This window comes from Danxiaibacter flavus (genome assembly GCF_041060425.1).
Classification (GTDB): Bacteria; Bacteroidota; Bacteroidia; order Chitinophagales; family Chitinophagaceae; genus Danxiaibacter; species Danxiaibacter flavus.
On record NZ_JAULBC010000003.1, the window covers coordinates 265,437 to 290,608 of the forward strand.

At 42.1% G+C, this 25,172-nt stretch carries 20 protein-coding genes; 8 read left to right on the forward strand and 12 right to left on the reverse strand.

Going from position 1 to position 25,172, the window contains the following annotated elements:
* Positions 1–45 precede the first annotated feature (45 nt).
* From QTN47_RS11645 to QTN47_RS11675, 7 genes are all read left to right on the forward strand, one after another.
* Positions 46–498, forward strand: a complete 453-nt coding sequence (locus QTN47_RS11645; RefSeq protein WP_369329548.1) for a hypothetical protein — start codon at positions 46–48, stop codon at positions 496–498.
* Positions 499–660: 162 nt separating this feature from the next.
* Positions 661–2,034 (forward strand): type VI secretion system contractile sheath protein TssC, encoded by a 1,374-nt coding sequence (locus QTN47_RS11650; protein ID WP_369329549.1) that lies wholly within the window; start codon positions 661–663, stop codon positions 2,032–2,034.
* Between the two features lie 189 nt (positions 2,035–2,223).
* Entirely contained in the window at positions 2,224–3,099 is an 876-nt protein-coding gene (locus QTN47_RS11655; protein ID WP_369329550.1) for a TssN family type VI secretion system protein, read from the forward strand.
* A gap of 9 nt (positions 3,100–3,108) precedes the next feature.
* The gene (locus QTN47_RS11660; RefSeq protein WP_369329551.1) at positions 3,109–4,293 is read left to right on the forward strand and encodes a hypothetical protein; all 1,185 of its coding nucleotides are present in this window, start codon (positions 3,109–3,111) and stop codon (positions 4,291–4,293) included.
* Between the two features lie 67 nt (positions 4,294–4,360).
* Positions 4,361–4,864, forward strand: coding sequence for a type VI secretion system TssO (tssO, locus tag QTN47_RS11665; RefSeq protein ID WP_369329552.1), 504 nt, complete (start codon positions 4,361–4,363; stop codon positions 4,862–4,864).
* Positions 4,865–4,882: 18 nt separating this feature from the next.
* Positions 4,883–5,977, forward strand: coding sequence for a PKD domain-containing protein (locus tag QTN47_RS11670; RefSeq protein ID WP_369329553.1), 1,095 nt, complete (start codon positions 4,883–4,885; stop codon positions 5,975–5,977).
* Between the two features lie 514 nt (positions 5,978–6,491).
* The gene (locus tag QTN47_RS11675) at positions 6,492–8,918 is read left to right on the forward strand and encodes a tetratricopeptide repeat protein (protein WP_369329554.1); all 2,427 of its coding nucleotides are present in this window, start codon (positions 6,492–6,494) and stop codon (positions 8,916–8,918) included.
* 136 nt (positions 8,919–9,054) lie between these two features.
* On the opposite strand, the gene QTN47_RS11680 is transcribed toward QTN47_RS11675, so the two are convergent.
* The 6 genes from QTN47_RS11680 to QTN47_RS11705 all read right to left on the reverse strand — a co-directional run bounded on the left by QTN47_RS11680 (position 9,055) and on the right by QTN47_RS11705 (position 15,146).
* Positions 9,055–9,402, reverse strand: a complete 348-nt coding sequence (locus QTN47_RS11680; RefSeq protein ID WP_369329555.1) for a hypothetical protein — start codon at positions 9,400–9,402, stop codon at positions 9,055–9,057.
* 29 nt (positions 9,403–9,431) lie between these two features.
* On the reverse strand, positions 9,432–9,851 hold the full coding sequence (locus QTN47_RS11685) for a hypothetical protein (protein ID WP_369329556.1): 420 nt from the start codon (positions 9,849–9,851) through the stop codon (positions 9,432–9,434).
* Between the two features lie 118 nt (positions 9,852–9,969).
* Positions 9,970–10,965: a chitosanase gene (locus QTN47_RS11690; protein WP_369329557.1), complete on the reverse strand. Its 996-nt coding sequence runs from the start codon at positions 10,963–10,965 to the stop codon at positions 9,970–9,972.
* A 3-nt stretch (positions 10,966–10,968) separates the two neighbouring features.
* A complete protein-coding gene (locus QTN47_RS11695; RefSeq protein WP_369329558.1) occupies positions 10,969–12,078 on the reverse strand; it encodes a hypothetical protein in 1,110 nt (369 codons plus the stop codon).
* A gap of 762 nt (positions 12,079–12,840) precedes the next feature.
* On the reverse strand, positions 12,841–13,437 hold the full coding sequence (locus tag QTN47_RS11700) for a TylF/MycF/NovP-related O-methyltransferase (RefSeq protein ID WP_369329559.1): 597 nt from the start codon (positions 13,435–13,437) through the stop codon (positions 12,841–12,843).
* Positions 13,438–13,934: 497 nt separating this feature from the next.
* Positions 13,935–15,146 (reverse strand): class I SAM-dependent methyltransferase, encoded by a 1,212-nt coding sequence (locus QTN47_RS11705; RefSeq protein WP_369329560.1) that lies wholly within the window; start codon positions 15,144–15,146, stop codon positions 13,935–13,937.
* A 197-nt stretch (positions 15,147–15,343) separates the two neighbouring features.
* Here QTN47_RS11705 and QTN47_RS11710 point away from each other — a divergent pair, with 197 nt between their 5' ends.
* Entirely contained in the window at positions 15,344–16,072 is a 729-nt protein-coding gene (locus QTN47_RS11710; protein WP_369329561.1) for a glycosyltransferase family protein, read from the forward strand.
* 6 nt (positions 16,073–16,078) lie between these two features.
* On the opposite strand, the gene QTN47_RS11715 is transcribed toward QTN47_RS11710, so the two are convergent.
* From QTN47_RS11715 to QTN47_RS11740, 6 genes are all read right to left on the reverse strand, one after another.
* Positions 16,079–17,827 carry an eCIS core domain-containing protein gene (locus tag QTN47_RS11715; RefSeq protein ID WP_369329562.1) on the reverse strand — a complete coding sequence of 583 codons (1,749 nt, stop codon included), beginning with the start codon at positions 17,825–17,827 and terminating at the stop codon, positions 16,079–16,081.
* Positions 17,828–18,044: 217 nt separating this feature from the next.
* Positions 18,045–19,670 (reverse strand): eCIS core domain-containing protein, encoded by a 1,626-nt coding sequence (locus tag QTN47_RS11720; protein ID WP_369329563.1) that lies wholly within the window; start codon positions 19,668–19,670, stop codon positions 18,045–18,047.
* Between the two features lie 86 nt (positions 19,671–19,756).
* Positions 19,757–20,938, reverse strand: coding sequence for an eCIS core domain-containing protein (locus QTN47_RS11725; RefSeq protein WP_369329564.1), 1,182 nt, complete (start codon positions 20,936–20,938; stop codon positions 19,757–19,759).
* 189 nt (positions 20,939–21,127) lie between these two features.
* Complete coding sequence (locus QTN47_RS11730) at positions 21,128–21,613, reverse strand: hypothetical protein (protein ID WP_369329565.1); 486 nt, start codon at positions 21,611–21,613, stop codon at positions 21,128–21,130.
* A 37-nt stretch (positions 21,614–21,650) separates the two neighbouring features.
* A complete protein-coding gene (locus tag QTN47_RS11735) occupies positions 21,651–22,253 on the reverse strand; it encodes a hypothetical protein (protein WP_369329566.1) in 603 nt (200 codons plus the stop codon).
* A gap of 393 nt (positions 22,254–22,646) precedes the next feature.
* Positions 22,647–24,869 carry a glycosyltransferase gene (locus QTN47_RS11740; RefSeq protein WP_369329567.1) on the reverse strand — a complete coding sequence of 741 codons (2,223 nt, stop codon included), beginning with the start codon at positions 24,867–24,869 and terminating at the stop codon, positions 22,647–22,649.
* Positions 24,870–25,172 lie beyond the last annotated feature (303 nt).

Consider the following 25,172-nt stretch of genomic DNA (forward strand, 5'->3'; position numbering starts at 1 on the left):
TGCTGATTTATATACAAATACATCATTCATTTTAAAGCGTTTATTATGCCACAAGCTAAACCAGGGATAGCAACCACCATACTTGCTCCCGATCCTGTTGGTGAAGGTTTTGTTGAAATATCTCCTAATAAAACCTTGTTTATTCAAAAGCTTACTTCAGAAGATCCTATCCGTCCTGAAATTGTTGAAGATCTTCAAACAGTTGAGCAGGTTTTTGATTATTTCAAACCGGAATGTAATGTTGAGCTTGACAAAGAAGATGGTTCTACATTAAAAGAAAACTTCCGCTTTGCAGGTCTTGGCGATTTTGATACAAAAAACCTGACCAATCAGAGTTCTTACCTGAAAAATCTCAACCTGGAAAATGATGCTTATTTAAAGATCATCAAACAACTTAAAAGCAACACATCACTCAGAAAGGTTATCGAAAATCCTGAAACAAAAGAAGCCTTTGTTAATGCGTTAAAGGCACTGGCTGCAGAACTGGAGGAAGAATGAGGTGTGAGGCGCAGGTGTAAGGTATCAGGTTCCAGGCTCCAGGTATGAGGTTTCAGGTATGAGGTAATATCACCGGTAACTATTTTTTGGTTTTAGGCTTTGAGCTTTAGGCTTTAAGCTCTGGCTCAAAACTTTCTTTTCAAACAAGCTAAAATTATCGATATGTCAACAGAATTAAACGAAGCTGCCGTACAGCAATTCAAGCAGGAAGAGAAGCTTGCGGTAAATGGTTTTCCTGCACTTTCTGAATCGCTAAACACGCTGGCAAAAGTTGGCGGATATGATTTTCTTGAAGGCATTGTGGATGGAGCAGATAATCTGAATCCCGTTCGCAAAGCAAAAAAGAACATCTTTTTAACGGATGGCAATAAAAAAGAACAACGCAAGGAATTGAAAAAGAAAATTGAGATGTGGACCGCGTTGTTGAATGAACATAACTCAGTAGCTGAAATGGTGGACAAAGCAGTTGAAAGAGCCGACACGGCGGAAAAATTGTTGAAAGGCAATCTGAAAAAAGTACTGAACCATACAAAGCAGCTGGAACAATCATACCGTTCTATTCATTTATTCTATAAGAATACTGAATCTCCGAAGTTAAAGAATGTAGTGTTGATGAATGCGCCGATGAGCAAACTCACCGACCTGGATGAACCGCGGTTTATTGAGTTTGTCGCAGCTGAACTCAAAAATAAGTACGACAGACTGGATCTGCGTGAAAACTATTCCATGCTGGTGATTCCTGGTTATCTTAAATCAAATACGATTGTAGATAAATGGGCCAAAATGGCTTACAACAACAAGGTAATGCTGGTAACAGATTTCGAAAATATAGAAACTCCTGACGATGTGCTGGATATGTTTACTGATGCCAATCTTACCAGCGGTGATCCACATAAAGCCAACGTCGTTATGACTTGCAACTACATTGTTGGAAGAGGCAAGAAAACCGAAGTAGGTGAAGAAGAAGATGTTTATGTTCCTGGCTCTGCCGCACTGGCCGGGAAAATGTATTGTACCAAACTTTCTCAACCTGTCGCCGGCAAAACTTACGGCAGTATTGATGAAGTTGATACAGTTCGCTTTGACCAGTTAAAAGGAGATATCTCCGAACTGGAAAATGTAGGTCTTGTTCCTTTGGTTGGTTCCTGGGGAAGAGTAATGCCGTTTTCAGCAAAGACACTCTTTACCGGTGATAACATTGGTATGCAGACTTACTCCGTTGTGCGTGTATTTGATTTTATTGCGAAAGTGCTTTCCGACTTCCTGAACAGACGCGCCTTTGAACTGTGGAACGTAAAAATGGAAAAGAACCTTCGTTCCCAGATTGTAAAATTCCTTGATGGTATTCAAGGCCCCGACAAGCTGATTGAAAAATTCCAGATCATCCGCTTTGAGAGAGATGAAGATCAAAAAGATCACATCTTCCTTGATATCCATATTACACCATTCTTCCCCGCCAAGAGCTTCCTTGTTAAACTGGATGGCTACAAAGGTGATGATGGTGAAGAATGGAAGGCACAGTTTAAACAGCAGTAGAAGACAGTAAGACCGTAAGATCGTAAGACCGTAAGATAGTAAGATAGTAAGACGTTTAAGATAGTAAGATGGCTAAGAGAGATTTGAGAAAAAAGGGAAGATGATTGCATTAAATGGCTGAAAGCTGAGAGCTGAGAGCTGACAGCTCATAGCTAAAAACCTGATACCTGACACCTGATACCTATACATATGTTGCTCAAATATTTCCTGATGTATGTTGGCGTTTTCCTAGCTTTATCAATAACCCTGTTTGCGGTGGTTGGTAAATTCTCTGAGAATTTTGCAGCAAGCGGTAAAAAGCCGGCAGTGTATGGCACGTTTTCCGCAGTGGTAGCCTCCGTTGCGGCATACGCCGTATCACTTGTTTCTGAACATTTATTTGCCATTTACTGGTTGTTGTCAGGCCTGTATTTATTGTTCGGAATCATACATCTCTTATGTGTTCATAAAAAGTATTTTTCAACAGGAAATTACAATAACAGTGACATTGTTATTGGTGAGATATTTTTCGGATTGTCTATCATCTTTTTTTCTATCGTTGTGTTTTCGGCCTTAAAATACTTCATAAAGGAAGGCGGCAAAAACGTAGACTATCTCTTCTACCCTATGCTCTTCAGTACGTTGTCGTTCTTTATTCCTTTTTTATTCATGCACACATTTGAAGCAGCCTACAATATTCCGGCGGCAGAGTTTAAAACCTGGCAATATCCATTGCAGCCAATTGATCTCCCGGATGAAAACCCAAAAGAAAAAATACTCATTATGGGTTTTGAGATCGCAAAAAAGACATCGGACAAAAACAAAACATTCTTTCGTGCAAGAGGACCGGAAGGCATGTTGCTGGGTGATCTGTATTATCACTTTATGAACGATTACAACGAAGAGCAAAGCGAAACGCCTATTGAATATGCTGCTGACGATTACGAACCGCATGTCTGGTGGTTCCGGCTAAAACGAAGATGGTACCAGTATTCAAAAATATTGAATCCGGAAATTTCTATGAGAGAAAATGGCGTCAAAGAAAATGCGGTGATCATTTGCGAAAGAATTGAAAAGCGATTATAATACTTTGTTATGAGGGACAATCAAAAATATTTTCCTGTAAACTGGATAGATGGAATGAAGATCAATAAAGATCATTTTATTGCGCAGGACAATGCTTTCCGCAATGCACTGAATGATCTGGCTTCGTTATCCGTTTCACCGATAAGATATGGAGTATTGCCTTCATCTTATGAGGGCGAAAATAATTTTAACGTAAAGATTGCCCTTGATAACCAAAATGTGCTACGTGTATCCGTATTAAACTGCCAGGCGGTAACACCCGGTGGCATTAGAATTAGTCTTCCAGTTTTGTCCGGAAGCGGTGTAACAGACACAGATGGCGTTCCCGCTGTATCTTTCCAGTTTTCAGACAACGGAAACAATGCCGTATGGTGGGTTACATTAACAGTGCATCCATACAACAGACTTCCTGCAGGCAGCCCCGATCTTTCTGAAAATCCTCCCAGATTTCCTTATGTGATTCCTGCATATTCTGTACAGGTAGTAAACGAAAGCCAATATGATCAATACGCAAACAATCCTTATTCGCTTATCGTGGGAAAGCTTGTAGCAAATGCCAACGATATAAGAATAGATCATGACTATATTCCGCCCTGTTATTCAACCAGTGCATACCCTGATCTTGTTAGCCTGCATTCGGAGCTCGACCAGTTTTTTTCCACGCTGGAAACCAGGTGCCTTGCCATCGTGCAAAACATCTTCCAGAAAAAACAGCAAAATGAAATATCTGAACTTGTACAGTTCCTGTGCGACAGAATGATGCTTTATCTAAGCCAGGCAATAACCGAGATACGTTGGACCGCTATACATGAATCACCGGCAGTGTTGTTTTCCGGCATAGCCAACCTGGCAAGGGTGATGAAGAATGCCATTGATATGCGTATCGGTTCAGGGAAAGAAGAAATGATGAACTACCTGAGTGAATGGAGCGACATGAAGCAGGGCGAATTGGAAGCCCTCCTGGTTAGCCTTGCGAATATCAGGTATGATAATAATGATATCAACAAAAATATAGGAAGGGTCACCCTGTTTGTTAAAGTCACAACAAGACTCTTTGACACGTTAAGCAAACTCGAATTTATTGGCAAACGCAAAACTGAAGTAGTGAAAGCACTCACTGAAGATCGCTTCGGCTTTGCAGAGAAACAAGCCGTAGCTGTACCACCGCCACCCAGAAGACGTTTCTTTGGATAAGTACGCCTGGCCGGTAGCAAAGATCAAATCGAACTTTATTTAAAAACTTACTATAAACGATTCATTTATGAAGCCTGGTAATCACGAAGAAAGAAAAAGAGCATTTATAAACTTTTTACTGTTCTTTATTATAACCGTCGGCATTATACTCGCCACAGTATTTTTCAGCTTTAAGGTACCGCTGAGAGAAAATGCTCAACTCAGAGCAGAAGCTATACGAATGAATAATGAAAGAATGATCCTTTCCCGTTTTGAAAAGAAAATGCAGGAAACAGTAATGATGCTGGATAGCATCAATGAGTCCGGGAACCAGGTTCCTATCATTGATAACCAGATAAGCAGGAATATTTCAGAACTAACGAATTTGATATCTGATTCCCTGACTGCAAAAAGTTTCTATGAAAGTCTCGTGGCTAATCTCGATAATGTTCAGAAATTAAAAAGACAGTTACGGGATGCCAACGCTAAAGAAGACGAACGGGCTCAATTGAAGGAACAAATCGCAGCACTTAAAGCAGATATTGACAGATATCGAAACCAGGCCCAGTTAAACGCACTGTATCGCAAATAGACACGTAAAGCTACTATAATGAAAACATCGGGCATTTTTACACACAGAGCTTCGGGACTGGACAGAAAGGTATGGCTTACTATGGCCGTTACTGTACTACTCTCTTTTGCCCTCGCTTCTTACAGGCTGATTACAGGCGAAAAAAGTTCAGCCTGCCAGCCGCCACTTATCTTCATTGACGGCCTTAAGGACGATGGCAGCAGAACATCTCTAACCGGGGAACATGTTTGGTTTAAAACGCCGATAGCATCCAGTGGAAATGCTGTTTGGGACTTTGGTGACTCGACAAAACGTTCAGAAGGGTTTAACGTTGGTCATACTTATACGCACGAAGGAATATTTCTTGTTACGGTAACGTTGGACGGCGGATGTGTTACGAGAACAAAATTTATGGTTAACGTCCGTCAGGCAATCGTTGTAGACAGTGCAGGAAATATTGTTGAACATATTATTGGCAGTGACCAGGTAGCACCCGGAAAATATAATTTTTCAACTCCGGATACCGCAAGTAGTTATAAATGGGCAATTGAAAATGACAATAATTTTGACCCTCAATATTCCAGGGCTGGTATTTACACATTCAGAACTGAAGGACATTATACGCTTAAGCTTGTATTGAATAACGATAGAAACAGGATTTACCGCAAAGAAATACTAGTAGTTGATCCATCTGAAAAAAATAACAGACAGGCAAAACCCAGCCGGGGTGATGAAGATATTGCACTTGTGTTACCTCCTGGCCCCACAGCACCACCGATACAGGCACCGGGAACTTCATCTGACACTGTAAAGTCTGTTGCGCCCGCACCGGTGGCACCCAAACCACCGCCTGTGATAGGGACGAGCCCGCAGACCTTCAAAAGCTACCTGCAATCCCTCGTATGCGGAGATATGGATGTAAAAGAACTCTATAAATACCTCGCCGATCAGGGTGCAACTAAAGTTATTGCCAATAAGGCTTACACCACCTTCGATGCTTTTTGTAAGGAGATAAAAGGCAAAAAGTTAGAGATTGAATCAGTTGAGTTTAAAAAAGAAGGCGACCGTATTACCGAGATAAACGTTGGATATGATAAAAAGGGCCGGCTTGCGCGAAACCCGTGCAAAGGGTGACATTAATTGAAAATGGAGAATTGAAAATTGAAAATGAACTGCAACGAAGGGTTTTAAACCCCGTCCGATCCGGTACGGGCGGGCACGGAGGTTTTTGTTTACCACGAAGACGCAAAGACGAAAAGAAGCACAAAGATTCTTGAACCACGGAGGCACGAGCGACACAGAGAGGCACGAAGTTTTTTTGTTTGCCACGAAGACGCAAAGGCAAAAAGAAACACAAAGATTTTTGAAACACGGAGGCACATGCGAAACAGAGAGTCACGTTTTTTTTGTTGTCACAAAGACTTTGGAAGCACAAAGGAAGATCTCTGTGTAACTCTGCATCGTCTCCTGTATTTCTCTGTGTAACAATAACTTTTCATCAGCCATGAAGACTCTAGGGAGAAAAGGAATACATAGATTTCAATAAGACAGGTTAAAGTTCTTTCATTTTCAATTTTCAACTTTCAATTATCAATTAAAAAAAACTGTCAAACCTTAAACCTCATGCCTCACACCTAAAGATTGAATCATGCGTACTACTCACCATCATCTGTTTACATTGTTCATAATGCTAATAAGCATACAGTCAGCATTTGCGCAGAATATTAACGGGAAAGAGATTGCTTTGTCAACAGTATATGAAGTGCGCCTGACATTCCATTCAAAGATTGAAAACTACAATTTCACCGAATCCGGTGCCGACACTTTATTCGATAAGCCAAATGTAAAACAGAATAAAAGTAACAGCTCATTTACTATCATGGCAAAGGTTGAGGGTTTTCCTTCTACAACGCTTACCATTGTTGAAGGCAAAAACAAGCACCGGTTTGTGCTCGTGTATAAGAAAGAATTAAATGCGGACTCATTGTTATTCTATGATTTTTCAGATAGCAAAGTGCTGGCAAAAGTTGCAAAGGAACAAGATGAGAAAAACAAACAATTGGCCCAGCTCCGCAATGCTGCGCCTGTCACCTCAAATACAACCCAAAGCAATAATGCAAGTAACAATACGACAACAACACCATCACAGAATAATCCGGTAACAGTTAGTGTACAAGCAAACAACGCCGGCAAAACGACACCTGCGCCGGCTGACAAAACCACTGAATTTACTGCACTGGTGCTTGCCGGTCAGCGTGCTTTTATATCAGGCAATTACGATGAAGCAGAAGTAAACTTTAAAAAAGCGGCAGACATTGATCCAAAAGAGGAATATGTACAAAAGAAACTTGCTGATATCAAAGTAAAAAGAGCTGAAAAAGAAAATCAGGATAAGAAAGCCATTGCAGACAAGTACCAGGAACTGCTAAAGAATGCTGTTACAGCCTACAATGCGGGCAATTATGATGAGGCTGAAAAACTGTATCAGCAAGCTTTGGCTGCCAATCCTGCTGATCCATGGCCGCAACAGCAGCTTAGGCGCATTGAAGGAAAGAGGGCTGAGGCTAAATTAACGGAAGAAAACAAAAGACAGGAAGAACTTTACCGGGGCTATCTTGCTGCTGGAGCAAAGGCATTGGCAGCAAAATCTTATGATGAAGCCCGGTCAGATTATCAGCAAGCATTGAACATTAAACCGAAAGACGCAATAGCACAGTCAAAATTAAAAGAGATAGACAAGAAGCTTGCGGACCAACAACTTGAAGAGGATAACAAAAAGAAGGACACCTATTTTTCTAACTTCATAACACTTGGCAATGAGGCACTTTCTAAAGGCTCCTATGATGAAGCAGAAAACGCATATAATGAAGCATTAAAAATAAAACCAGGCAATGCAGAAGTGCTGAAGTTACTTGATAACATAAAGAACAAGCGGGCACAAATAGCCGAAAAGGAGAACCAGGAGAAGCTTGCAAAAGAGCGGGATGAAAAATATACTCAGCTAATCGCTCTTGGGGATAAAGCTTTATTAACAGAATTATACGAAACTGCAAAGGAGTATTATACCAAAGCTAACCAGTTAAAACCCGGCGAACCATATCCGTCACAAAAAATTGCGGAAATAGATAAACAGCTTTCAAGCCAGGCTGCAGAAAAAGACAAACATGCCAAAGACTCACTGCTGACAGTACAATATAATATGGCTGTCGACAAAGGAGAAAAAGCGCTTACTGCCGCAGATTTTAAAAATGCCAAAATCGCTTTTCAACTGGCAGCAGGACTTAAGCCGGATGAACAATATCCTAAAAACAAATTGCAGGAAATTGATATCCGCCAACAGGAATTAACTACACAGAAAAAAGCTGAAGCAGATAGCCTGCAAAAAGTGGCGCAAGCAGACAAGCAATACAAAATGATCATGAGTCAGGCTAATGCAGCCTTCGCAAAAAAGGATTATGAGATTGCTAAGAAAGGCTACACCGAAGCAAGTAACATAAAACCAAATGAGGATGGAGCTAAAGAAAAACTGGCAATAGTTACCGGCAAACTCGACTCCATTCAATTGCTGAAAGAAAATGATGAAAAATATGAGACGTCAATAGTTTCTGCGGACAGCCTTGCTTTTGTTACCAAAGATTTTGTGGAAGCCTTAAAGTATTACCGCCAGGCTGCAGAACTTAAGCCATCAGAGAGCTATGCACAAAAACAAATTACTTACCTGCAATCCGAACTGAACCGTAAGGCAAAAGAAGAGACAGACGCTAAGGAGGAAGAAGAACGTAAAGCGAAGTTTACAAAGGGAATGGTCTCATACGATAGTGCTATCGCCGCAACAAGAACTTTGCGATTTGAAGAGGCACGTAACTTTTACAGGGATTTTCTTACATATGTAGATAGTTCTGAACTCAACAAATATCAATACGGGTATCAGGCATTGATAAAATCCGCTGTTGACAAGATCAAGGATATTGATGAATATCTGGCGCGTACAAAACCTAAACAAGTTACACAGGTTTCCGAACCTGTTCCCGCCAAAGTAGATGATGGCACTAAAAAGAAGAAGAAAAAAGCCTAACAGGATTATTACAATTAAACGATACTATACCACAGCTGGCCTGGGACGTACCATAAGAAAGCTTTTCTTCCGGTTGAAACAAAATCAAAACCTCCCGCAAATTATATATCCGCGGAAGGTTTTGATTTTGATCAGTTTAAGCAACAGCAACTGCAGCGGGCAACACTTTTGTAAACACAACATCTACAACCATATTCAACACACTCATTGAAAATTGTTGAACACGGATTGCCGCAAGGCCCGATGTTTGAAGGGCCTTCATCTGCACAAGATCTTTTTCGCTGTTAACCAATATCTCAAATTCTTTTGTGTCAATTCTTTTATTGGCCAGGAGGTCTGTCCAACGAATTAGATCTTCTTTCATGCTTGCAACAAGAGCATTGGCGTCTGCTACCGCCTGGTCGCGGTATTTGCTCACTGTGTTTTCCGCCAGTTGTTTTATCTGGCCGCCTATCTCGTCGAATATTTGATTATAATCTGGCATGATTGCTATTTTAAGGACAAATAATTAGTTTATTTTTTAATCTTGAAGTTCTCGTACTGCGGTATTATTCCAATTATGGCATCCACCCTTTTCTGGTATTCTTCAATGATGGTGCTACTCAGCTTGTCTTTGGTTTTCCAGTCTGCCAAAGCCTGGTTCAGGAAACTGTTATCTGCCTGCAGGCTTTTCCACATGTTAACGCTTGCAGCATTAGATTTGGAACCTCTGGCCGTTTCAGCAGCAACAGCATCGTTGATATGTGTTTTTAAAGTAGCTACTTCTCCTTCATGGGCCGAATAGCTTTCTGTTGCTTTGCCAAACAGCGCTTTAGCTTCAGCCACTATATTGTTGCCCCTGTCATATGATGCCTGGTCAAAGTATAACCCTTTATTACAGGCAACCAAAATGAAAACAATTGCAACCAATAAAAATTTGAAAAGTGATTTCATGGCATAATGTTTTTTGCCTACTCTTTCAACCCTTTTCGGCTTATCGGGTGCTTACTATTTTGCAGGGTGTTCAGCAATTGCCCTAAACTGTAGAAGAGTTAATGCTGTGCTTAAAAACTCAGGCTATAGGCACACCGTGTGCATTTACGGGTTGCGATAAATCCCAGTTATTATTAGTCATCTGATCCATAAAGCATCTTGTACGGTAAACGGTGTTTCGCAGCAGTTGATCTGAGCTGGTAGCAAGCCAGTTATCTCTTGCTTTTACATAATTGGTGATCCATTCTTTTTCGTCACCACCCTTAACCGGTACCACTGTTTCAAATTTGTTCCTCAAGAATCCCAATATCCCACCGGAATGTATCTGGCTGTCATATATTACAAGCATGCTTAATGGTAATGTAAAGCCATTCCTGGTGAACCAGTTTTGTGCCGGCTGATAGTATTCTTTTTCAAACAACTTGTCCTGGCACACTTTCATTATCGGATCATTTTTGCCGGCATTAATCAAAAAGTTACAGAAGCCTGCATCTGTTGCCAGGCTTGGTTTAACGCCAATGCGGTTCAAGTACGGACGGAACTGTTCGGCGAACACACCGTTGTTCATCACATAGTCCTGTATTAAGGCTTTCAAATGACTGAACTCGGTTGTCTGAGAGCGACCATAGGTTATCTGCACTATCTTTTCGCCGGTTTCAGGATCTCTGTAATCCCGCATTTTATCAAGCTCAGAATAATCTCCTTCCGCCGACCCGGTTTCAAAGGCATTTACGATCTGTTCAATTTTTTGTTTAAGAACAGGTGTTATTGCTGTTGATGGTTCAATAACAGGTGGCGGTGTTAAGGGAACTGTGGGAGTTGTAGGCGTAGGTATATCAGCCGGTTGATCTTGTGGAGGCACCTGTTCAACTACTGTTAAGCCACCCGCCCAGTAAAAATAATTATCCCGGTCTTTATACCACTTGCCCAGCGCAGGATTTGGAACGCTGCTTACCTCTTCTCCCTGGAAACGGAATCCGTTTTTTACAACACCAATAATGCTATCCTTCTCGGCAAAACTTGCCGGTATGCGGCTGCGCTTGTTCAGGTTTTTTACGTTTACTTCAAGTAACATAATTTATCCTACGGCCTCCTCTCCTGTTTGTGCGTTGTTTACATTTGCAGGTTGGACAGGTTGGGCTGCGGGAGCAGTTGCCGGGGAGTTGTCACCGGCTGTGCCTCCTTCCTTTTTACCAGCCGCACGCAGATTGACAATTTTATTCAACAGGTCAAACCAGAAAGGAGCGCCTAATAATAATGCAAAGGATGTTAGTAGTAGGCCGGCTATCTTTCCAACCCACCCCAGGAAAGTGCAATCAGGCCTGTTTTCTTTGGCCCATCCGATGGGAATACCAGTACTTTTTAGCGTGAGAACAGTTCTCCTGATATCTTCCTTACGGAAGGTTATTGAATCTCCGTTACGTTTCGGATCAGCAACAGTTGAGTCACCGGTATGGATCCTTGATGACATCACCACTGTTTTACCATCAGGCGAGTTGAAACTATAAATGCCGGAAGAATCTTTAATCTGGCTGATGGAGGTCTGTATATTATCTGCAGTCTGCTTTAGCGCATCAGGGTCATTCCATAATGTCATGGCTATGTTGATCGTATCAGCATTCAGAAATACGGTGAGTACAAGTGCAATAACGAAGATGGCTTTTTTGGTTGAACGGATATAACTGCCTGCAAGCCGGTCCATAGCCGTATTAAAATAACTTTCAAGATTAGCCTGAAACTGCATTAACTGTCCGTTAGATCGTTCAACCAGACTTAACAATGTTCGTCGCAACTCACCTGTAATTCCATATTTGGCAGCAAGCTCATCATTAGTGAGGATATTTTGAATCTGCGTAACATCCAGCAGGTTGCTGTTGGTTCTGAACTGATCGATAATTGCCAGTGCAAAATTTGAGTTGGGAATATAAGAAGGAAATGACTGGGGGCTGTTATTCTTACGCAGCACGTCAATATGCACGCTGGTCATTAGCTTTTCCTGTACAAATTTCTTCCAGTCACCATCAAGAAAGAGGCACTCAATTGATTGCTTAAGAAACCGGGCGCGCTTAGGTTCTTTTTGCATGACAACAGAGTAGATAAATTCGTGAATGGTACTTACAATAAGTCCTAAAAGAAAATAAGTGAATGATAGGGCAATGACAAGATCTAAAATGGGCGAATTAAACATACTGCATAGATTTTCCCAGCCTGGTTTGTGAACTTCAGGCCTTAAGGTTTAATTAATAAGTTTAGTGTTCAGCGGCAGCAGGATACGTCTAAATAGCAAACAACCATTCTAACAATCAATGCCAGGTTCCTAATTCATTGGGTGCATATACATTAAAAAAACTGAGGAAAAACATGCTGCCAGTCAAGAGAGATAGTCTCAAACATATTGAGATCGTTATACGAAAATTATAAACTGAAATCCACAAATGCAAGTGTTTCAGGCATTTTTTTAGAAGTGTCAAACATCGTCAGTAGCGATCGGATCAAGGTTAGAAAGATCTTTCCAATCCTGCTAATGACGTATTTTAAAGCAGTAACAATTTTTCCCGTAGGGAATTAAGCTTAATAGAAACGTGCGAATTGAGGACTTCATAGTCCGTTAGGACTTTAACCAAATAAAAAGGGTTAATGTCCTAACGGACAAGAAAGCCCCTATATGTTAGGGCTTCTATTAAGCTTAAAGTCCTACGGACTATCGATGAAAAGTATACTGTCATCTCTTTTTGATTATGGTTAGCCAAATTCTTCTGTCGAGGTTGCCGATGCGGCTGCAGATTTTCGCTTTATTACATACTCGTTATTAGTGCTGCTGTGATCAATTTTTTCCGATGAACCAGGGTCATCATCAACGACAGAAGACATCCCAAAGTTGTCGATGCTTGCTTAACTAAACGATATTGAATGATGGAGCAACGGTGCCGGCTTTGTGTAGATTAACAAATTATTCTTTGAGTAGAAAGGCCTGGTAGGCCGCCTCTGTTTGTTGAAACGGTTGTCCGAATTCAACCAGTGCCTGTTCAACACCCGGACAGGCTGGCCAGCGATAATCATCCAGTACAATTATGCCTCCAGGCACAAGCCGCGGCCAAAACCATTCCAGGCATGCTTTCACTGACAAATAAAAATCAGTATCAATGTGAACGAAGGCAAAAGTTTCTTGCTCCTGTAAGCTTGCAGAGGCAGGGAAAATACCTTTCACAAGATGTACGTTACTTTTGTATTCGCCAAGAAATTCAGTAACAGCTTCCTGCGATGTATCACCAAATTCGCCGGGCCGATGCACTTCTGTATCTGTCCAATAGGCTATCGGCAATCCTTCAAAAGAATCAAAACCAAAGACACACCGGTCAGGGAAAGTCATTGCCAGTAGCATGAGTGAGCCGCCTTTGTATACACCTACTTCAGCAAAACAACCCTCCTTTGGTGCCTGTGTTGCAAGACGGATCAAAGCCTCCAGCCTGTCGTTTGTAATTAGCGTGTTGTTAATGTAGATTTTTTTTGAGTTGAAGTGAGTCGGGGAAATTTTAATGGCAGGCATTAACCTGCATAAATGCACCCGCGTTATGTCACTGTTGGTTCAGAAAAAGTAAATTGAGTTCATTTTTATCCGACGACAAATTGAACAAATTGAGTGTAAATCCTTCCCGGATGATATAGAGAAACATTTTTACAGGGATCGATTAAATCCCTTCGGGCAATGTCATTAAGTTAGAGTTTTCATATCAAACGCTTATAAAATATCACCATCAGTTCTATATTCGGGAGACCTCTCCCGTCGTCGACGTGACGTTGAGGTTGCAGACTTGCTCATTATTCTGTACTTGGTATTGATGCTGTTGTGATTACTTTTTCTGATAAGCCAGGATCGTCATATCGACGATAGGAGATATCTCCCAAAGTTAAAGATGTCTGTGCTTAACTTAATGACATTGCCCGAAGCCCCCCTGCCCGTCCGGTCAGGCGGGCTTCGGGATTTCATCAAGCAAGCTTAATCATCTGGAAAAACTAAACCGTCTGCTTCACACTTATAGATATCTATTTATTCCGCCAGTATTCATGATTACAAAAGTCCACATTCCTGCAAAAGAGTGAAAGTACACGGGGCTTTTCCCTGCCGGAACTTATCCAGAACTCACATCCCAGCCGTTTACTGTGAAATGCATCCCAGATCTGGTAAAGCGGGTGTTCATAATAATAATTGAAATCGGCAAGTTTGCGCAGGTATTTTACGGAGGCATACCAAAAATTACCGCAGAAGTGCGAAGTAGGATGCATCTCTCTCCAGTTAACACCAATGGCATCATAGTTGGGCAATTGGAGCATGCAATACTCCCAATTCTGAACAAGTTCCTTCATCATAAGCCGGCGCCACTTTGCTTTGGTGCCATCGTCGGGATTACTCACCCCTTTACTATGAAGATAGAGTATGTATCCGTGCTCATTTTTCCTGGCATAGTCTTCAATGGCCAGAATAGCTGGCTTTTCAAACCAGGTCAGATCATCTGCATGAAAGATAATATTGGGTTTTACTCTATACTTAGCACATGTATCCTGAAGCGCAGCGAGATCATTTTCCGTTCCAAGAACTGTCAGATCTATTTTATAAAAACCATTTTGTTTCAACTGTTGTACCTGTTCGTCAAAAACATCTTTCCAGTTGCCCATGCAGGCCACATGATAAAATACTTTCACCTGCGCACGTAAGTATTCGGCAACAGACTGTTTGTATTTTAACAGCCAGGGATAATGTAGTTCGTATTGAAGATTCAATGGAAGAACCCTGTGCCTTGGAAGCTGCGCCTGCGCCGTATCAATTATGCCGCACCCCCAATCAGTATCAAGCAACGTACATTTATAGCCAGAAGTATTGAAAGTTCTCAGAACAGCCTTCCAAACAGTTCCGTTCCAGTTTTCGCCGCTGCGGTATTTGTCAGCCTCACGTTGATGCCACGCATCCGGCGGCATGCAATCATGCAAAATAATGATACCGCTATCAGCAAGGCATTGAAATGAGTGATGAATATCTTTTAACACCTGTTCTTCAGAATGAAATCCATCGATGAAGATAATATCGAACTTGTCGCGGTTGGTAATAAAGAACAGATCAGATGATGCCGGGTAGTTCGATTTTTTATAGCTGCACTGGATATATGCAAAAGTGTTCTGCTTATCGTGCACACAAATTTCCAGGTAGTTTTTTGCATTGCGTTGAGCAGCCAGGTAATTGATTAGCCGGATTCGATCCATCTTGAAATAATTTCAATCATAAAATAGTTAACGAATTACTCGTTGTCACAAGTAAAAATGTATAACTTGATTGAAGGATAGATGCTGCACTTAACTGTTAATGACTAAAATTCATTTGCTCATGACAAGTTTTATATCCGGCATTTTTTATGCAGTGATAAAACCATGAATGACACCATCTAATTAATATTGTTTCTATGACGCTTCTGTACTGCAAGGACGGGCTAATTGGAGATTTCCTGGGATTTGTTCCTGTAATAACTGAGCTTGCAAAGCAGGACGAATTACACCTTGTTATTCACCCTGAGTCCGCGGCAATTTTCTCATTGATTCCGAAGAAGCTTAACATCAGTCAACAACAGCCGGTACACTACAACAGAATTCTGAAATTAGATGCATATGAGGCATGTAAAATTTCACACATCCACAATTATTACATGAGCCAGGCGCATTTTGCATACCTGGGAATGCCTGTTCCATCGATACCGCCAAAGGCTGAACTTGAATATGAAGCAGTGGATGTAGCACTATTTGATTATATCCTCGCACCATTTTCCCGTTCATTGCCTTCTGAACAACATTGGCCTAAAGAACAGTGGCAAAAACTTGTCGATCAGATGCCCCAATATTCGTTCTGCATTATTGGACATGAAAGAGATGATCATCATTTTATTGCAGGAAACAATGTTACAGGTATGTTCAACAAGCCCATTGTTCAAATAATTAATGTACTAAAAAGAGCAAGGCGGGGTTTAATAAGCATAGTATCCGGCCCATCACATCTGGCCTTTCATCTGGGCGTAAAGAATTATCTGCTTACCAATCAGCAAATGACCTGGGGCAACAATCCGGATGCTATCCAGGTTAGAGATTATTTACCTGCGCTTACTGCAGAAAGGCTTAGCACGATACTGCAGACATTCTGAGTTATGCTATGGCGAAGTCGCCGGTGGACAAGGATCGAGGGCTGTTTCCACCTGGTTAGGACCGAGAAAGATCTCTCTCAATGCGTCAGCATGCGCCTCAAGCTCAGTTTTTCTTTTTGCCTGTTCCGCGGCTGCAACATCTGTACTACGTTTAGCAAACTGCACTTCAACGGTTATTATACGCATAGCAGGCCTGTTAGTAGCGGGCTTTGACGGATCGCATATTGCAGTGGATCCCCATCCCCCCAACGAATTACCCTTACCAGTTTCACGCTTCTGTTTTTTGCCTGCTGCCGCGGCGGCCGGATCCAGCGGATAAATAGCGTTGGTTGGTTGTTCATCTTTAAACTTATTGCCGGGAATATTTGCGCCGCCTGACTGAGCTTTGCCCGCCATTGATTTTGCTAAAGCTTCATCTGTATCAAATCCTAACGCAATGCCTGTGGAATCTGTTCTCGGATCTGCATAAATGCCGGCTTTATCAAGATCGTGATTGGAATGAACCGATGCTATTCTTGCCGGTCTGAATCTGTCAATCAATTCAAGTAATATAATATTTTCAGGTTCGATTGCTCTGCCTTTTGCATCTTGTTTCGTGGATGGATCGTACGCTTTTCCAAATTCAGGAAATTGCCTGTTGGGATCTGTGCTGTGCTTTGTTGATTCAGTTCCTGAAGAATAACGTCCAACATTCTCACCTGTTTCTATTTGCTTGGGTTTTGATTTGGCAACTGCTGCATTATCCGGAAACAGGCTCGGTACAATAATGACAGTGTAATAAGGTCTGGGGCCTGTCTTCAATTTTTCTATCAAAATTTCCACTACTTCTGTGCCCGACAATTCAGACCCATGCACACCCGCTATGATCAACGCGTGATTATCTGTTTGACCAGGGAAGTAGAAGGAACGAACGCTTTGTCCGCCCGCGGTTGTACCAAGTGATCCCTCGGCAAAATTCCATTTATTCCTGATTGATTTTGAACGAAGCTCTGCTGAAAGTGCTGGTGGCCAAAGTGCTTCAGGCCCGTACTTAAGCAAGTTTGTAGCCAACCAGTAATCATCCGTACCCTTTTCATACTTTTCATCAATGAGTTTTTGCAGATAGCTGTTATCTTTTGTACCGGGAAAACCATTTCGCATAATATCGAAAAGGTGTTCCCGCATTTCCGCGGTGTCCTTATCGTATTCCTCCTGCTCCGGTGTAGAGACAAAACCCAACGGCCTGCCATATCTGTCCGTCGGCAAAGGTTTTCTTCTAATGCCTGGCAAGTGTTGTGCAATATGTACAAGCTCATGCGCCAGTAAATGTCTGCCTGTTGTCGTTTGCGGTTGAAATTGTTGTTCATTAAAATAGATATCATTACCAACAGTAAAAGCCCTGGCGTTAATTCGGCCGGTCATTTCTTTTGCTTCATCATCCGTGTGAATCTTTATCTTGCTGAAATCTGCTCCAATCCGGCCAGACATAAAGACTTCTGTTGATGCATCAATTTTATCTCCCTTTCCCTGCGAGTTTATAATGTTGTGAGATAAAGATTCGTCAACTTCCGTTTTAGACTCATGCTCATTCCTAAAAAACAGTCCGGTTTGTTCCCTTCCCGAATTATAAGGTATCAGATCATTAAAGTGATGTTGCGCATTGTCACCCGAATGATCTGCAAATCTGCTTTTCTTTTGAGCTTTCAGGTTTTTAGATGCGGAATTTTTGTTGTTGTTTTTTGATGATGAACGACTCTGTTGTAGAAATGTTTGCATGAACTATTTTTTGCCGCAAAGACAGAAAGGCGGACAAAGAATTGAAAATTGATGATTGAAAATTGAAAATGATTGCAACTAACCAGGGTGGCCGAAGGGCTTAAACGTACAACCTAATATGTACAACCGGAACTCACTCCCACATCGTACATCGTACACCGTACATCTTACATCTTACATCCTACACCGCACACCGTACATCTTACATCCTGCATGCTCATTCCATCTTATACGGCGCCGGCGCCTCAGTTGGCAGATCAGTCACATTAACGCCTGAAGGCGGATCTACGGGCCACTTTAAATTCCACTTAGGTGTTTTTAGTTCGCGATGTATCATGTCAGCTTCATTGGTGTCCCATTTTTGAGACGTGGAGACAGATTCAACTGTTTTCTTAATGAAATGATCTGCATCTGCGCAGTCGCATTTACATCTTAGATCTTTAACAATGCCACTAATATCTTCAGACCCGTTCTTCACCCAGTAATTAAACATGTTGTAGAACTCTTTAAAGCGGTCCTTGCCTGGCTTTGCGAGTGCAGCTCTGTAAAATACATGCATCTCACTTAAATGAGCCGCCATTTCGGAAAGATTGTGTTTATGATCATCGAATTTGCATGTAGATGATGATGACGGTGAGGGCAATGGTGCTCCTGTATTAAACCGTGCATGTTCGGTTTCATGTGTTAACGTACCCAGGGTTGATGTAAGCCAGTCCTGACGGGTTTTTCCGCCAATGCTGGCATTGCCTGCGAGATACAATTTTCCTTGCGCCTCCAGAACATCCGGAACAAAAGTGCACTGCCCGCCAGGTTTTGGCGGAACAAAGGCTCCGCAGCTATATGTCACTGCTGCATATGAAGCAGGCATATCTTTATCTACATAAATACCTGTGATATAGCCAAGCCTTGATTTATAATTGGTATTTAGTATTGACGTTAGCGCCGTTGCCTGCGATCCATGACCATCTGAAGTACATGCCGGATCAGGAGGAACTTTACTACATGCCTTTTTACGCTTATCTGCTTTTGAGATATTTTCCGGCTTATTTTCAGTTTCCTGCACAAAATTTTCCAGTGTTGCCTGCGGCGCTGCACATTCCGCGGCTGGTAGACATGCACGCTGAATTTGGGTCTGAGTTCCACCCTGCTGTATGGTATGCACCAGCTCGTGTGCAAGAAGCTTTTTGCCTTCTTCACCCGAAGGATTGTATTGCCCGGTATTAAAATAGATATCCTTACCTACAGTGAAAGCCCTGGCGTTCAATTGCCGGTTCATGCTTGCCGCATCATTGTCCGCATGAATATTTACTTTACTGAAGTCAAATCCCATACGGCTTGACATAAACGTCTGCGTATGCTTATCTAACGCCCTCCCGTTGCCTTGAGACGCAGTAATATGATTGGCAACCGTTGAAGTATTGGCTAATGACGACACAGAACCGGCAGTTACCGCTTTTCGTTGCAAACCTTTCTCTTCTTCTTCACAGTGGGCACATTTACGCTGAACGTTCTTTTCCTCTTCTTCGCAAGCGGAACATTTTCGCTGTGCACTGCCGGGTGAATGAAGAAAATTAAGCGGCTGAAGACTGCTTTGTTCATTCATGCTGATCACTTTATCAGCAATAGCATCCGCCTCCCGCTCATAGGCATCGTTGGGCTGGTTAACTGATAGCTTTGGCTGGATAACAATCGGTGGATGCAATGATAACTGATCAAAATGATGCATTTCTTCCTGTGCAGCCAGGTATGCATCGGAATGTTCACCAATGCTTTTATTCACAGGCGAACTGTTCAGATCAGACTGATTGGATGCAACGGTTTTATTCACTGCTTTTGCGTGCATCAAAATAATTTTGTGGATGGTGATCTATGCTCTGCGTACCTCTGTGTCTTCTCCGTGAAACCCTGTGTAACTGCATTTTGCTCTTGTTAAAAATTGTACATTAACCCGGCCCTGGCCGTGAACACCAGGCTATTCACGGGATCGTATGACAAAGAAAAATCCGCACCAAAGCGAATTCTTTTTTTACCAGCCTCGGTAATGTCTTTCGCTAAATCTACAGATTTGCTAACATTTTCTATATCGTCTTTATGTGCTTTATAGTAAGCAAGCGGATCATCTAACCCACCGGGCAATCCGGTCAACATACTACCAGCAGAAGAACCGCCAGCCATAAAAGTGCGCCCCATATCTGATGGCGGCGGCAGCAACTTGTCCCCCAACCTTAATCCCAAACTATATTTATCCTGACCCGGCGTGGCCGAAAAATTAGCACCAACGGGACCATGTGACAAACCCAGGCTTAACTTGTTATCTCCCGGTTGCCATCCAAAACTACCGGTAGTTCCACCTCCCTTTAAACTTAACGTCAAGGCACCTCCGTATTTGTACGAAAGACTTGGTTTCAGACTTTTTGTTTCAAGATCCAGTTTTACCTGGCTGGTGTTTGCTTCAAAAAGAAGGTGCCAGAACCTGATCTTTAAATCCGGTGGAAGCGCATCGAAATCAACAGAAGGCTTGTTGTCTTCCGGCTTCTCTTTATCATCTTTTTGAACGCGCAACTGCTTGCCGCTTTGTTGTATGGTATGTGTTAACTCGTGCGCGAGCAAATGTTTTCCCTGTTCTGAAGATGGCTTGTATTCCCCGGTATTGAAGTAGATATCATTTCCTACAGTGAAGGCTCTTGCTCCTAGTTGTCTGCTCAGGTCTGCTGCGTTGTCATCTGTATGAATCTGTACGTTCCCGAAATCAACGCCAAAGCCGCCAGACATAAAAGCCTGCGTTTGATTATCCATCGTGTTACCTCTTCCCTGCAAAGAATTAATCCTGTTGCTTATACCATTATTGGAGATGATACCATTGGAGGCGCTCACGGGCGTCGTATTGACGGAAGCGGATTTACGTTGCGCTTTCTTTTCTTCATCCTCGCATTCCTTACATTTTCTTTGCAAAGAAATGTTCTTGCTGTTCACTGTCGCAGATTTCCCGTTGGTTGATTGTTCCGCTGCGTGTACAACCTTATCCGCGATGGCATCAGCTTCCTGCTCGTAAATATCGTTGGGTTGGTTAATACTAAGCTTAGCCTGAATGACTGGAGCTGATACATTCATATTGACGAATGAATGATGACCACCTTCAGACATAAACAGAGTCTGAGTTGGCTTATCTTTTGAATAATTTCCAAACGCTGGTGATACATTCGTTTTTAAGCTACTTTGACGGCCTTTGTTTCTCTGTGATGCGTAAGATTGCATATTGGAAAATCACTGAGTGAAACTAAATGCATAAACGCGGTACCGTTAACCGATGCGCTCAAAATGAAGCATCGGCAACCCTGTCTGCGTTTTTTCGATTGTAAAAACGAGTGACCTGTCTGTCCCCAATAATTGCAGCAGGTGATCTTTAAGCTGACCTGTGTTTGCTAACGTTATCGTATCAGTATAATCCGGTGAATCCGGATCTCCCTTGATAGCAGGCGGCTGAATATGAATATGATACTTTTGAATAAACGAAAGATATTCCTCGACAGCATTTATCCTTGGCGTGTTTTTGATATGAATACCACTGATTTCTTTTCTCCACATGGAATCTGAAGGGAATACAGTATACTGACTTTTCGCTTTGACAAAATCATACTGGCCATCCCTGGGCAGAATGTTTTCAAAAAAGATATCGGGATCATCCGTGAACGGCTCGTCAACATCCGGCTTTTGATTTGCTTCTATAAAATTTACACGAAAACCGGCTCTCCGGAGATGATAAACGAAATCTTTAATTGTACTCATATCAGATGTCAGTAGAATTTAAACGCCTTCTTGTAGATTATGTTCGATCAACGGTTGCAGAACACGTGCCTCCCGATTTGGTAAACTTAAATGTTATTGTTCTTGTCTCTGCAAGAACGCCTCCTACAAATAACTTCTGTGTATATATTTCTGTACAGCCGCCCTCCTTGATGTTTGCCGCAGAAGTGCAGAACGCATATGTATCTGTACAGTTTTTCACCTCACCATTATCTCCTATATCGCAACCTGCCCCGGTTTTTACACCGCCCGGCGTGCAGCCATTATCTGTTGTTACTGACTCTGTTACTTTAAGCCCCTTCAATGAAGGACAACTTGCACCTGTAGCTTCTACCTTGCTAACATCATAGATTATCTTTGCACCGCATTTATCAGCGGCGCATCCGGGTTTTTGTATATTGGAATAAGTTATTTTGTAGGTACATGTATCATCTTTCATTGGTACCGGCGGTGGTATAGAAGGTAGTGGAACGCCAGGGGCCGGAGCGGCAACGTTTGACGTTGTTTCTTGTGCAAGCTTTGTCTCATCCTCGTTGGCCAGATCTGCCGGGCTGTCTGACAACATTCCACCTTTAGCAAAAAAAGGATGACTGACACTTTTTATATCGGCAACCCATTTCATGCCGGAATGCGGAACGGCGCCTTCAAGCTTTTGATTGGATGTGTGACTGGCTCCGCTAGGTGTTAACTCCGGTTGCTCTTTGTTATAAACATTTAGATTGCTAAACTTGTGACCGGATAGCCCTGATGCATTAAGATTGTCTGCAACATTTTTTGCTATGGCACTATGTTGTTTCTCCTCGCGTTTTTTCTTACACTCGGCACATTCACCTCCTTTGGTAATTGGCTTGCCGCAACTGCATTTGTGCTGACCTAAACCAGATTGCTTATTTTCCTGAGAAAGATTGCTTTTCTTTTTTAACGAGGAGGTAAAAACATAACGCTTGTTTTAAGACAGACTTAATTAGTAGCGCCATACCTGCAGCAATAGCCTGTTCAAAGTTACTGCTTTGTCTTATTTCTTCATTAGGACAATCAAACTATCATTCTTTTGAACTTTACAATATTTTCCACCGCTCAATAACTCATCAACAAAAGTTGTAACGCCGGGAAAATATCCTGCATAATCATGAAAAGCAACATAACCGTCCTTTATAAGAAAGGGTGCAAAATGGCTAAAATCCGATGACACATTTTGATAGTCGTGCAAGCCATCTATAAACAATAAAGAAATAGGCTGCTGCCATTGTACATTAGCTGCACGCTCCTGGATTACCTCGACAATCTCCGTCAAGCCGGCGCCCAAAATGTTCTTCTTAAATTCATTCAACGAAGGGGGATATTTTTTCAATCCCTGATCCACCGCACCCAGTTTCCCATCGTGCGGATCAACACTGGCAATTCTTGCGTTTGGAAAAAGGTCTTTTACAATAGTTCCTAATAATACCGTGGACTTCCCATGATAACAGCCGGTTTCAACTATGTATTGAAGTTGATCAGCGTTCTGCAGGGAATGGATACAACAGTTCGCTAATAACCTTGCTTCAGATTCGCTAAGCCAGCCTTGTGTATTACGCATTTTATCCAGTGCGGCTTGAATATCATAGCCGACATCTGCATGTTGCATTGTAATTGGCTGGCGTTCCGTTTCTGTAACATATTCGTTGAATTTGCCCCGGATAAATTTGCGAATGGGATCATGTGTTGAACGTGGAACAGGATGTACCCAGTACATATCAGGTTTAAGAAAAGCTTTATTAAGTTCATCCGTATGTACATCCTGCCGGTATCTCACCAGATTGTAACTACATGGATTTGCGCAGATATCATAACCGAGTAATTTTACTAAAGTTGGCAGGATCACTTCTTCACTCGCCCAGATCTTCGTATGCCGCATTATTTCCTGCAGCGTTGCATTGGTATTGAAAAGCTGCAGCAGATCCTTGCAGGCATCTTTGGTAAACACAGTTGAAGGCCAGAATGTCCAATGCACGAAATGATCTTCTCCGCCTTCAAATTGAGCTAACAACGGCTTCCATAAATCGAATTCACGAAAGGCCTGTAATGCAACATTATTTGTTTTATTATTTCTATCAACCCGGAGTGGATTGCTTGACAACATACCAGCACGACCATCAAGATTAGAGAAGAAACTACTCATAAATACTGTGTAGCCCGGCTTTATGCTTAGTTGGTCAGAGTCCACAATAGTAAGTATATCATTATCTAAACCCTCCAGCATATACTGCATGCTTCTTAATGCGAAGTCATGCAGGTATCCATGCTTTACTGGTCTGGGCGCGGGATGCCTTACTGCATTATATTTCCGCAATGGAAAATTTTCCGGGACCAGGTTGCTGTTGGTTCCACCGTTATACAGCAATATCGTTGATTCCGGGTCGTTATAATGAAGGTTTTCAACAAGATCAAGAATACAGTCCGGTTGTTCATGAACAAGGCAGGCATAAACATTTTTTATTGCCGGAAGCTCTTTCTTGTACTTCGTCAATTGTAGTCCGTAATCCGGTGCTGAAGGATAAGTGATATGACCATTGGTATAATATTGCCAGTCGTCAGACATTATGCGTTTGATCTTATCCGTACTATACGGATGCCACCACGCGCCGGACGTATTTTTGGGGCTGACATTATCCCTGTGGATCATATGTACGGAAAAATCGTATTGCGAAAGAACTGATACTTTTTCAGCTGGCGTGTTCCATACGAATAACCCATCCATACCCACATTAATGTCGGCAAACTGATTCTTTGCCCACAGTGTTTTTGTAAAACACAAAGAGCTTCCCAGCAGCCAGACACGTTGATTGGAGGGATATATATATTGATAGCCCGCTTTGCTACCCAAATCAAAGTAAAGCAAAGTGTTTATGCCACAAACCTGCGTATTGTTGTCCAGTAATGACTTTATTTGGTATTGTAAACGCCATGGAGCATACCAGTCGTCATCATCCCAATTGGCAATGATGTCACCAGCAGCATAACGACACGCCAGGTTGAGCTTTGCACCTAGTGTAATTTTTTGTGGCAGGCGGTAATAACGTATGCACGGTAAATCGGGTATGAGATCCTGGATATTGTCCTGCCCATCATCAATAACAATGAGTTCCTTGTTCTCATAATCCTGCCTGAGAAAATACCGTATAGCATGTGGTATAAACTCCCGCCGGTTATAGGTGGGCATTATACAGGAGACAAGCGGAACACGCATAGCAGACATTAATGAGAAGGTTTAACCACATTGTACGCAGAGTTGTTTTCACAGAGTTTCGCAGTATTTTTTACACCATGATTGTTACAGCAAATAGCGTTATTTTGCGGAGAATAAACGCTATGAGATAGTTTGCAAGTTTCAATTCTGTGCAACTCTGTGCGAAACTCAATGTAACTCTGTGGTGAAAATTTCAAATCTCAAATCTGAAATTCTTCTCCTTTTTAAAACAAAAAAACGAGGACAGTTAAGACCAACCTCGTTAAATGTGCAACGCGGGATTCGAACCCTTCACCTGTTTCACAAAAGTTA

Bases quoted from the DNA above. Each gene is read 5' to 3' on its own strand.
- QTN47_RS11645 (WP_369329548.1), top strand. From the start codon at position 46: ATGCCACAAGCTAAACCAGGGATAGCAACCACCATACTTGCTCCCGAT.
- QTN47_RS11650 (WP_369329549.1), top strand. From the start codon at position 661: ATGTCAACAGAATTAAACGAAGCTGCCGTACAGCAATTCAAGCAGGAA.
- QTN47_RS11655 (WP_369329550.1), top strand. From the start codon at position 2,224: ATGTTGCTCAAATATTTCCTGATGTATGTTGGCGTTTTCCTAGCTTTA.
- QTN47_RS11660 (WP_369329551.1), top strand. From the start codon at position 3,109: ATGAGGGACAATCAAAAATATTTTCCTGTAAACTGGATAGATGGAATG.
- tssO (WP_369329552.1), top strand. From the start codon at position 4,361: ATGAAGCCTGGTAATCACGAAGAAAGAAAAAGAGCATTTATAAACTTT.
- QTN47_RS11670 (WP_369329553.1), top strand. From the start codon at position 4,883: ATGAAAACATCGGGCATTTTTACACACAGAGCTTCGGGACTGGACAGA.
- QTN47_RS11675 (WP_369329554.1), top strand. From the start codon at position 6,492: ATGCGTACTACTCACCATCATCTGTTTACATTGTTCATAATGCTAATA.
- QTN47_RS11680 (WP_369329555.1), bottom strand. From the start codon at position 9,402: ATGCCAGATTATAATCAAATATTCGACGAGATAGGCGGCCAGATAAAA.
- QTN47_RS11685 (WP_369329556.1), bottom strand. From the start codon at position 9,851: ATGAAATCACTTTTCAAATTTTTATTGGTTGCAATTGTTTTCATTTTG.
- QTN47_RS11690 (WP_369329557.1), bottom strand. From the start codon at position 10,965: ATGTTACTTGAAGTAAACGTAAAAAACCTGAACAAGCGCAGCCGCATA.
- QTN47_RS11695 (WP_369329558.1), bottom strand. From the start codon at position 12,078: ATGTTTAATTCGCCCATTTTAGATCTTGTCATTGCCCTATCATTCACT.
- QTN47_RS11700 (WP_369329559.1), bottom strand. From the start codon at position 13,437: ATGCCTGCCATTAAAATTTCCCCGACTCACTTCAACTCAAAAAAAATC.
- QTN47_RS11705 (WP_369329560.1), bottom strand. From the start codon at position 15,146: ATGGATCGAATCCGGCTAATCAATTACCTGGCTGCTCAACGCAATGCA.
- QTN47_RS11710 (WP_369329561.1), top strand. From the start codon at position 15,344: ATGACGCTTCTGTACTGCAAGGACGGGCTAATTGGAGATTTCCTGGGA.
- QTN47_RS11715 (WP_369329562.1), bottom strand. From the start codon at position 17,827: ATGCAAACATTTCTACAACAGAGTCGTTCATCATCAAAAAACAACAAC.
- QTN47_RS11720 (WP_369329563.1), bottom strand. From the start codon at position 19,670: ATGCACGCAAAAGCAGTGAATAAAACCGTTGCATCCAATCAGTCTGAT.
- QTN47_RS11725 (WP_369329564.1), bottom strand. From the start codon at position 20,938: ATGAATGTATCAGCTCCAGTCATTCAGGCTAAGCTTAGTATTAACCAA.
- QTN47_RS11730 (WP_369329565.1), bottom strand. From the start codon at position 21,613: ATGAGTACAATTAAAGATTTCGTTTATCATCTCCGGAGAGCCGGTTTT.
- QTN47_RS11735 (WP_369329566.1), bottom strand. From the start codon at position 22,253: ATGAAATGGGTTGCCGATATAAAAAGTGTCAGTCATCCTTTTTTTGCT.
- QTN47_RS11740 (WP_369329567.1), bottom strand. From the start codon at position 24,869: ATGTCTGCTATGCGTGTTCCGCTTGTCTCCTGTATAATGCCCACCTAT.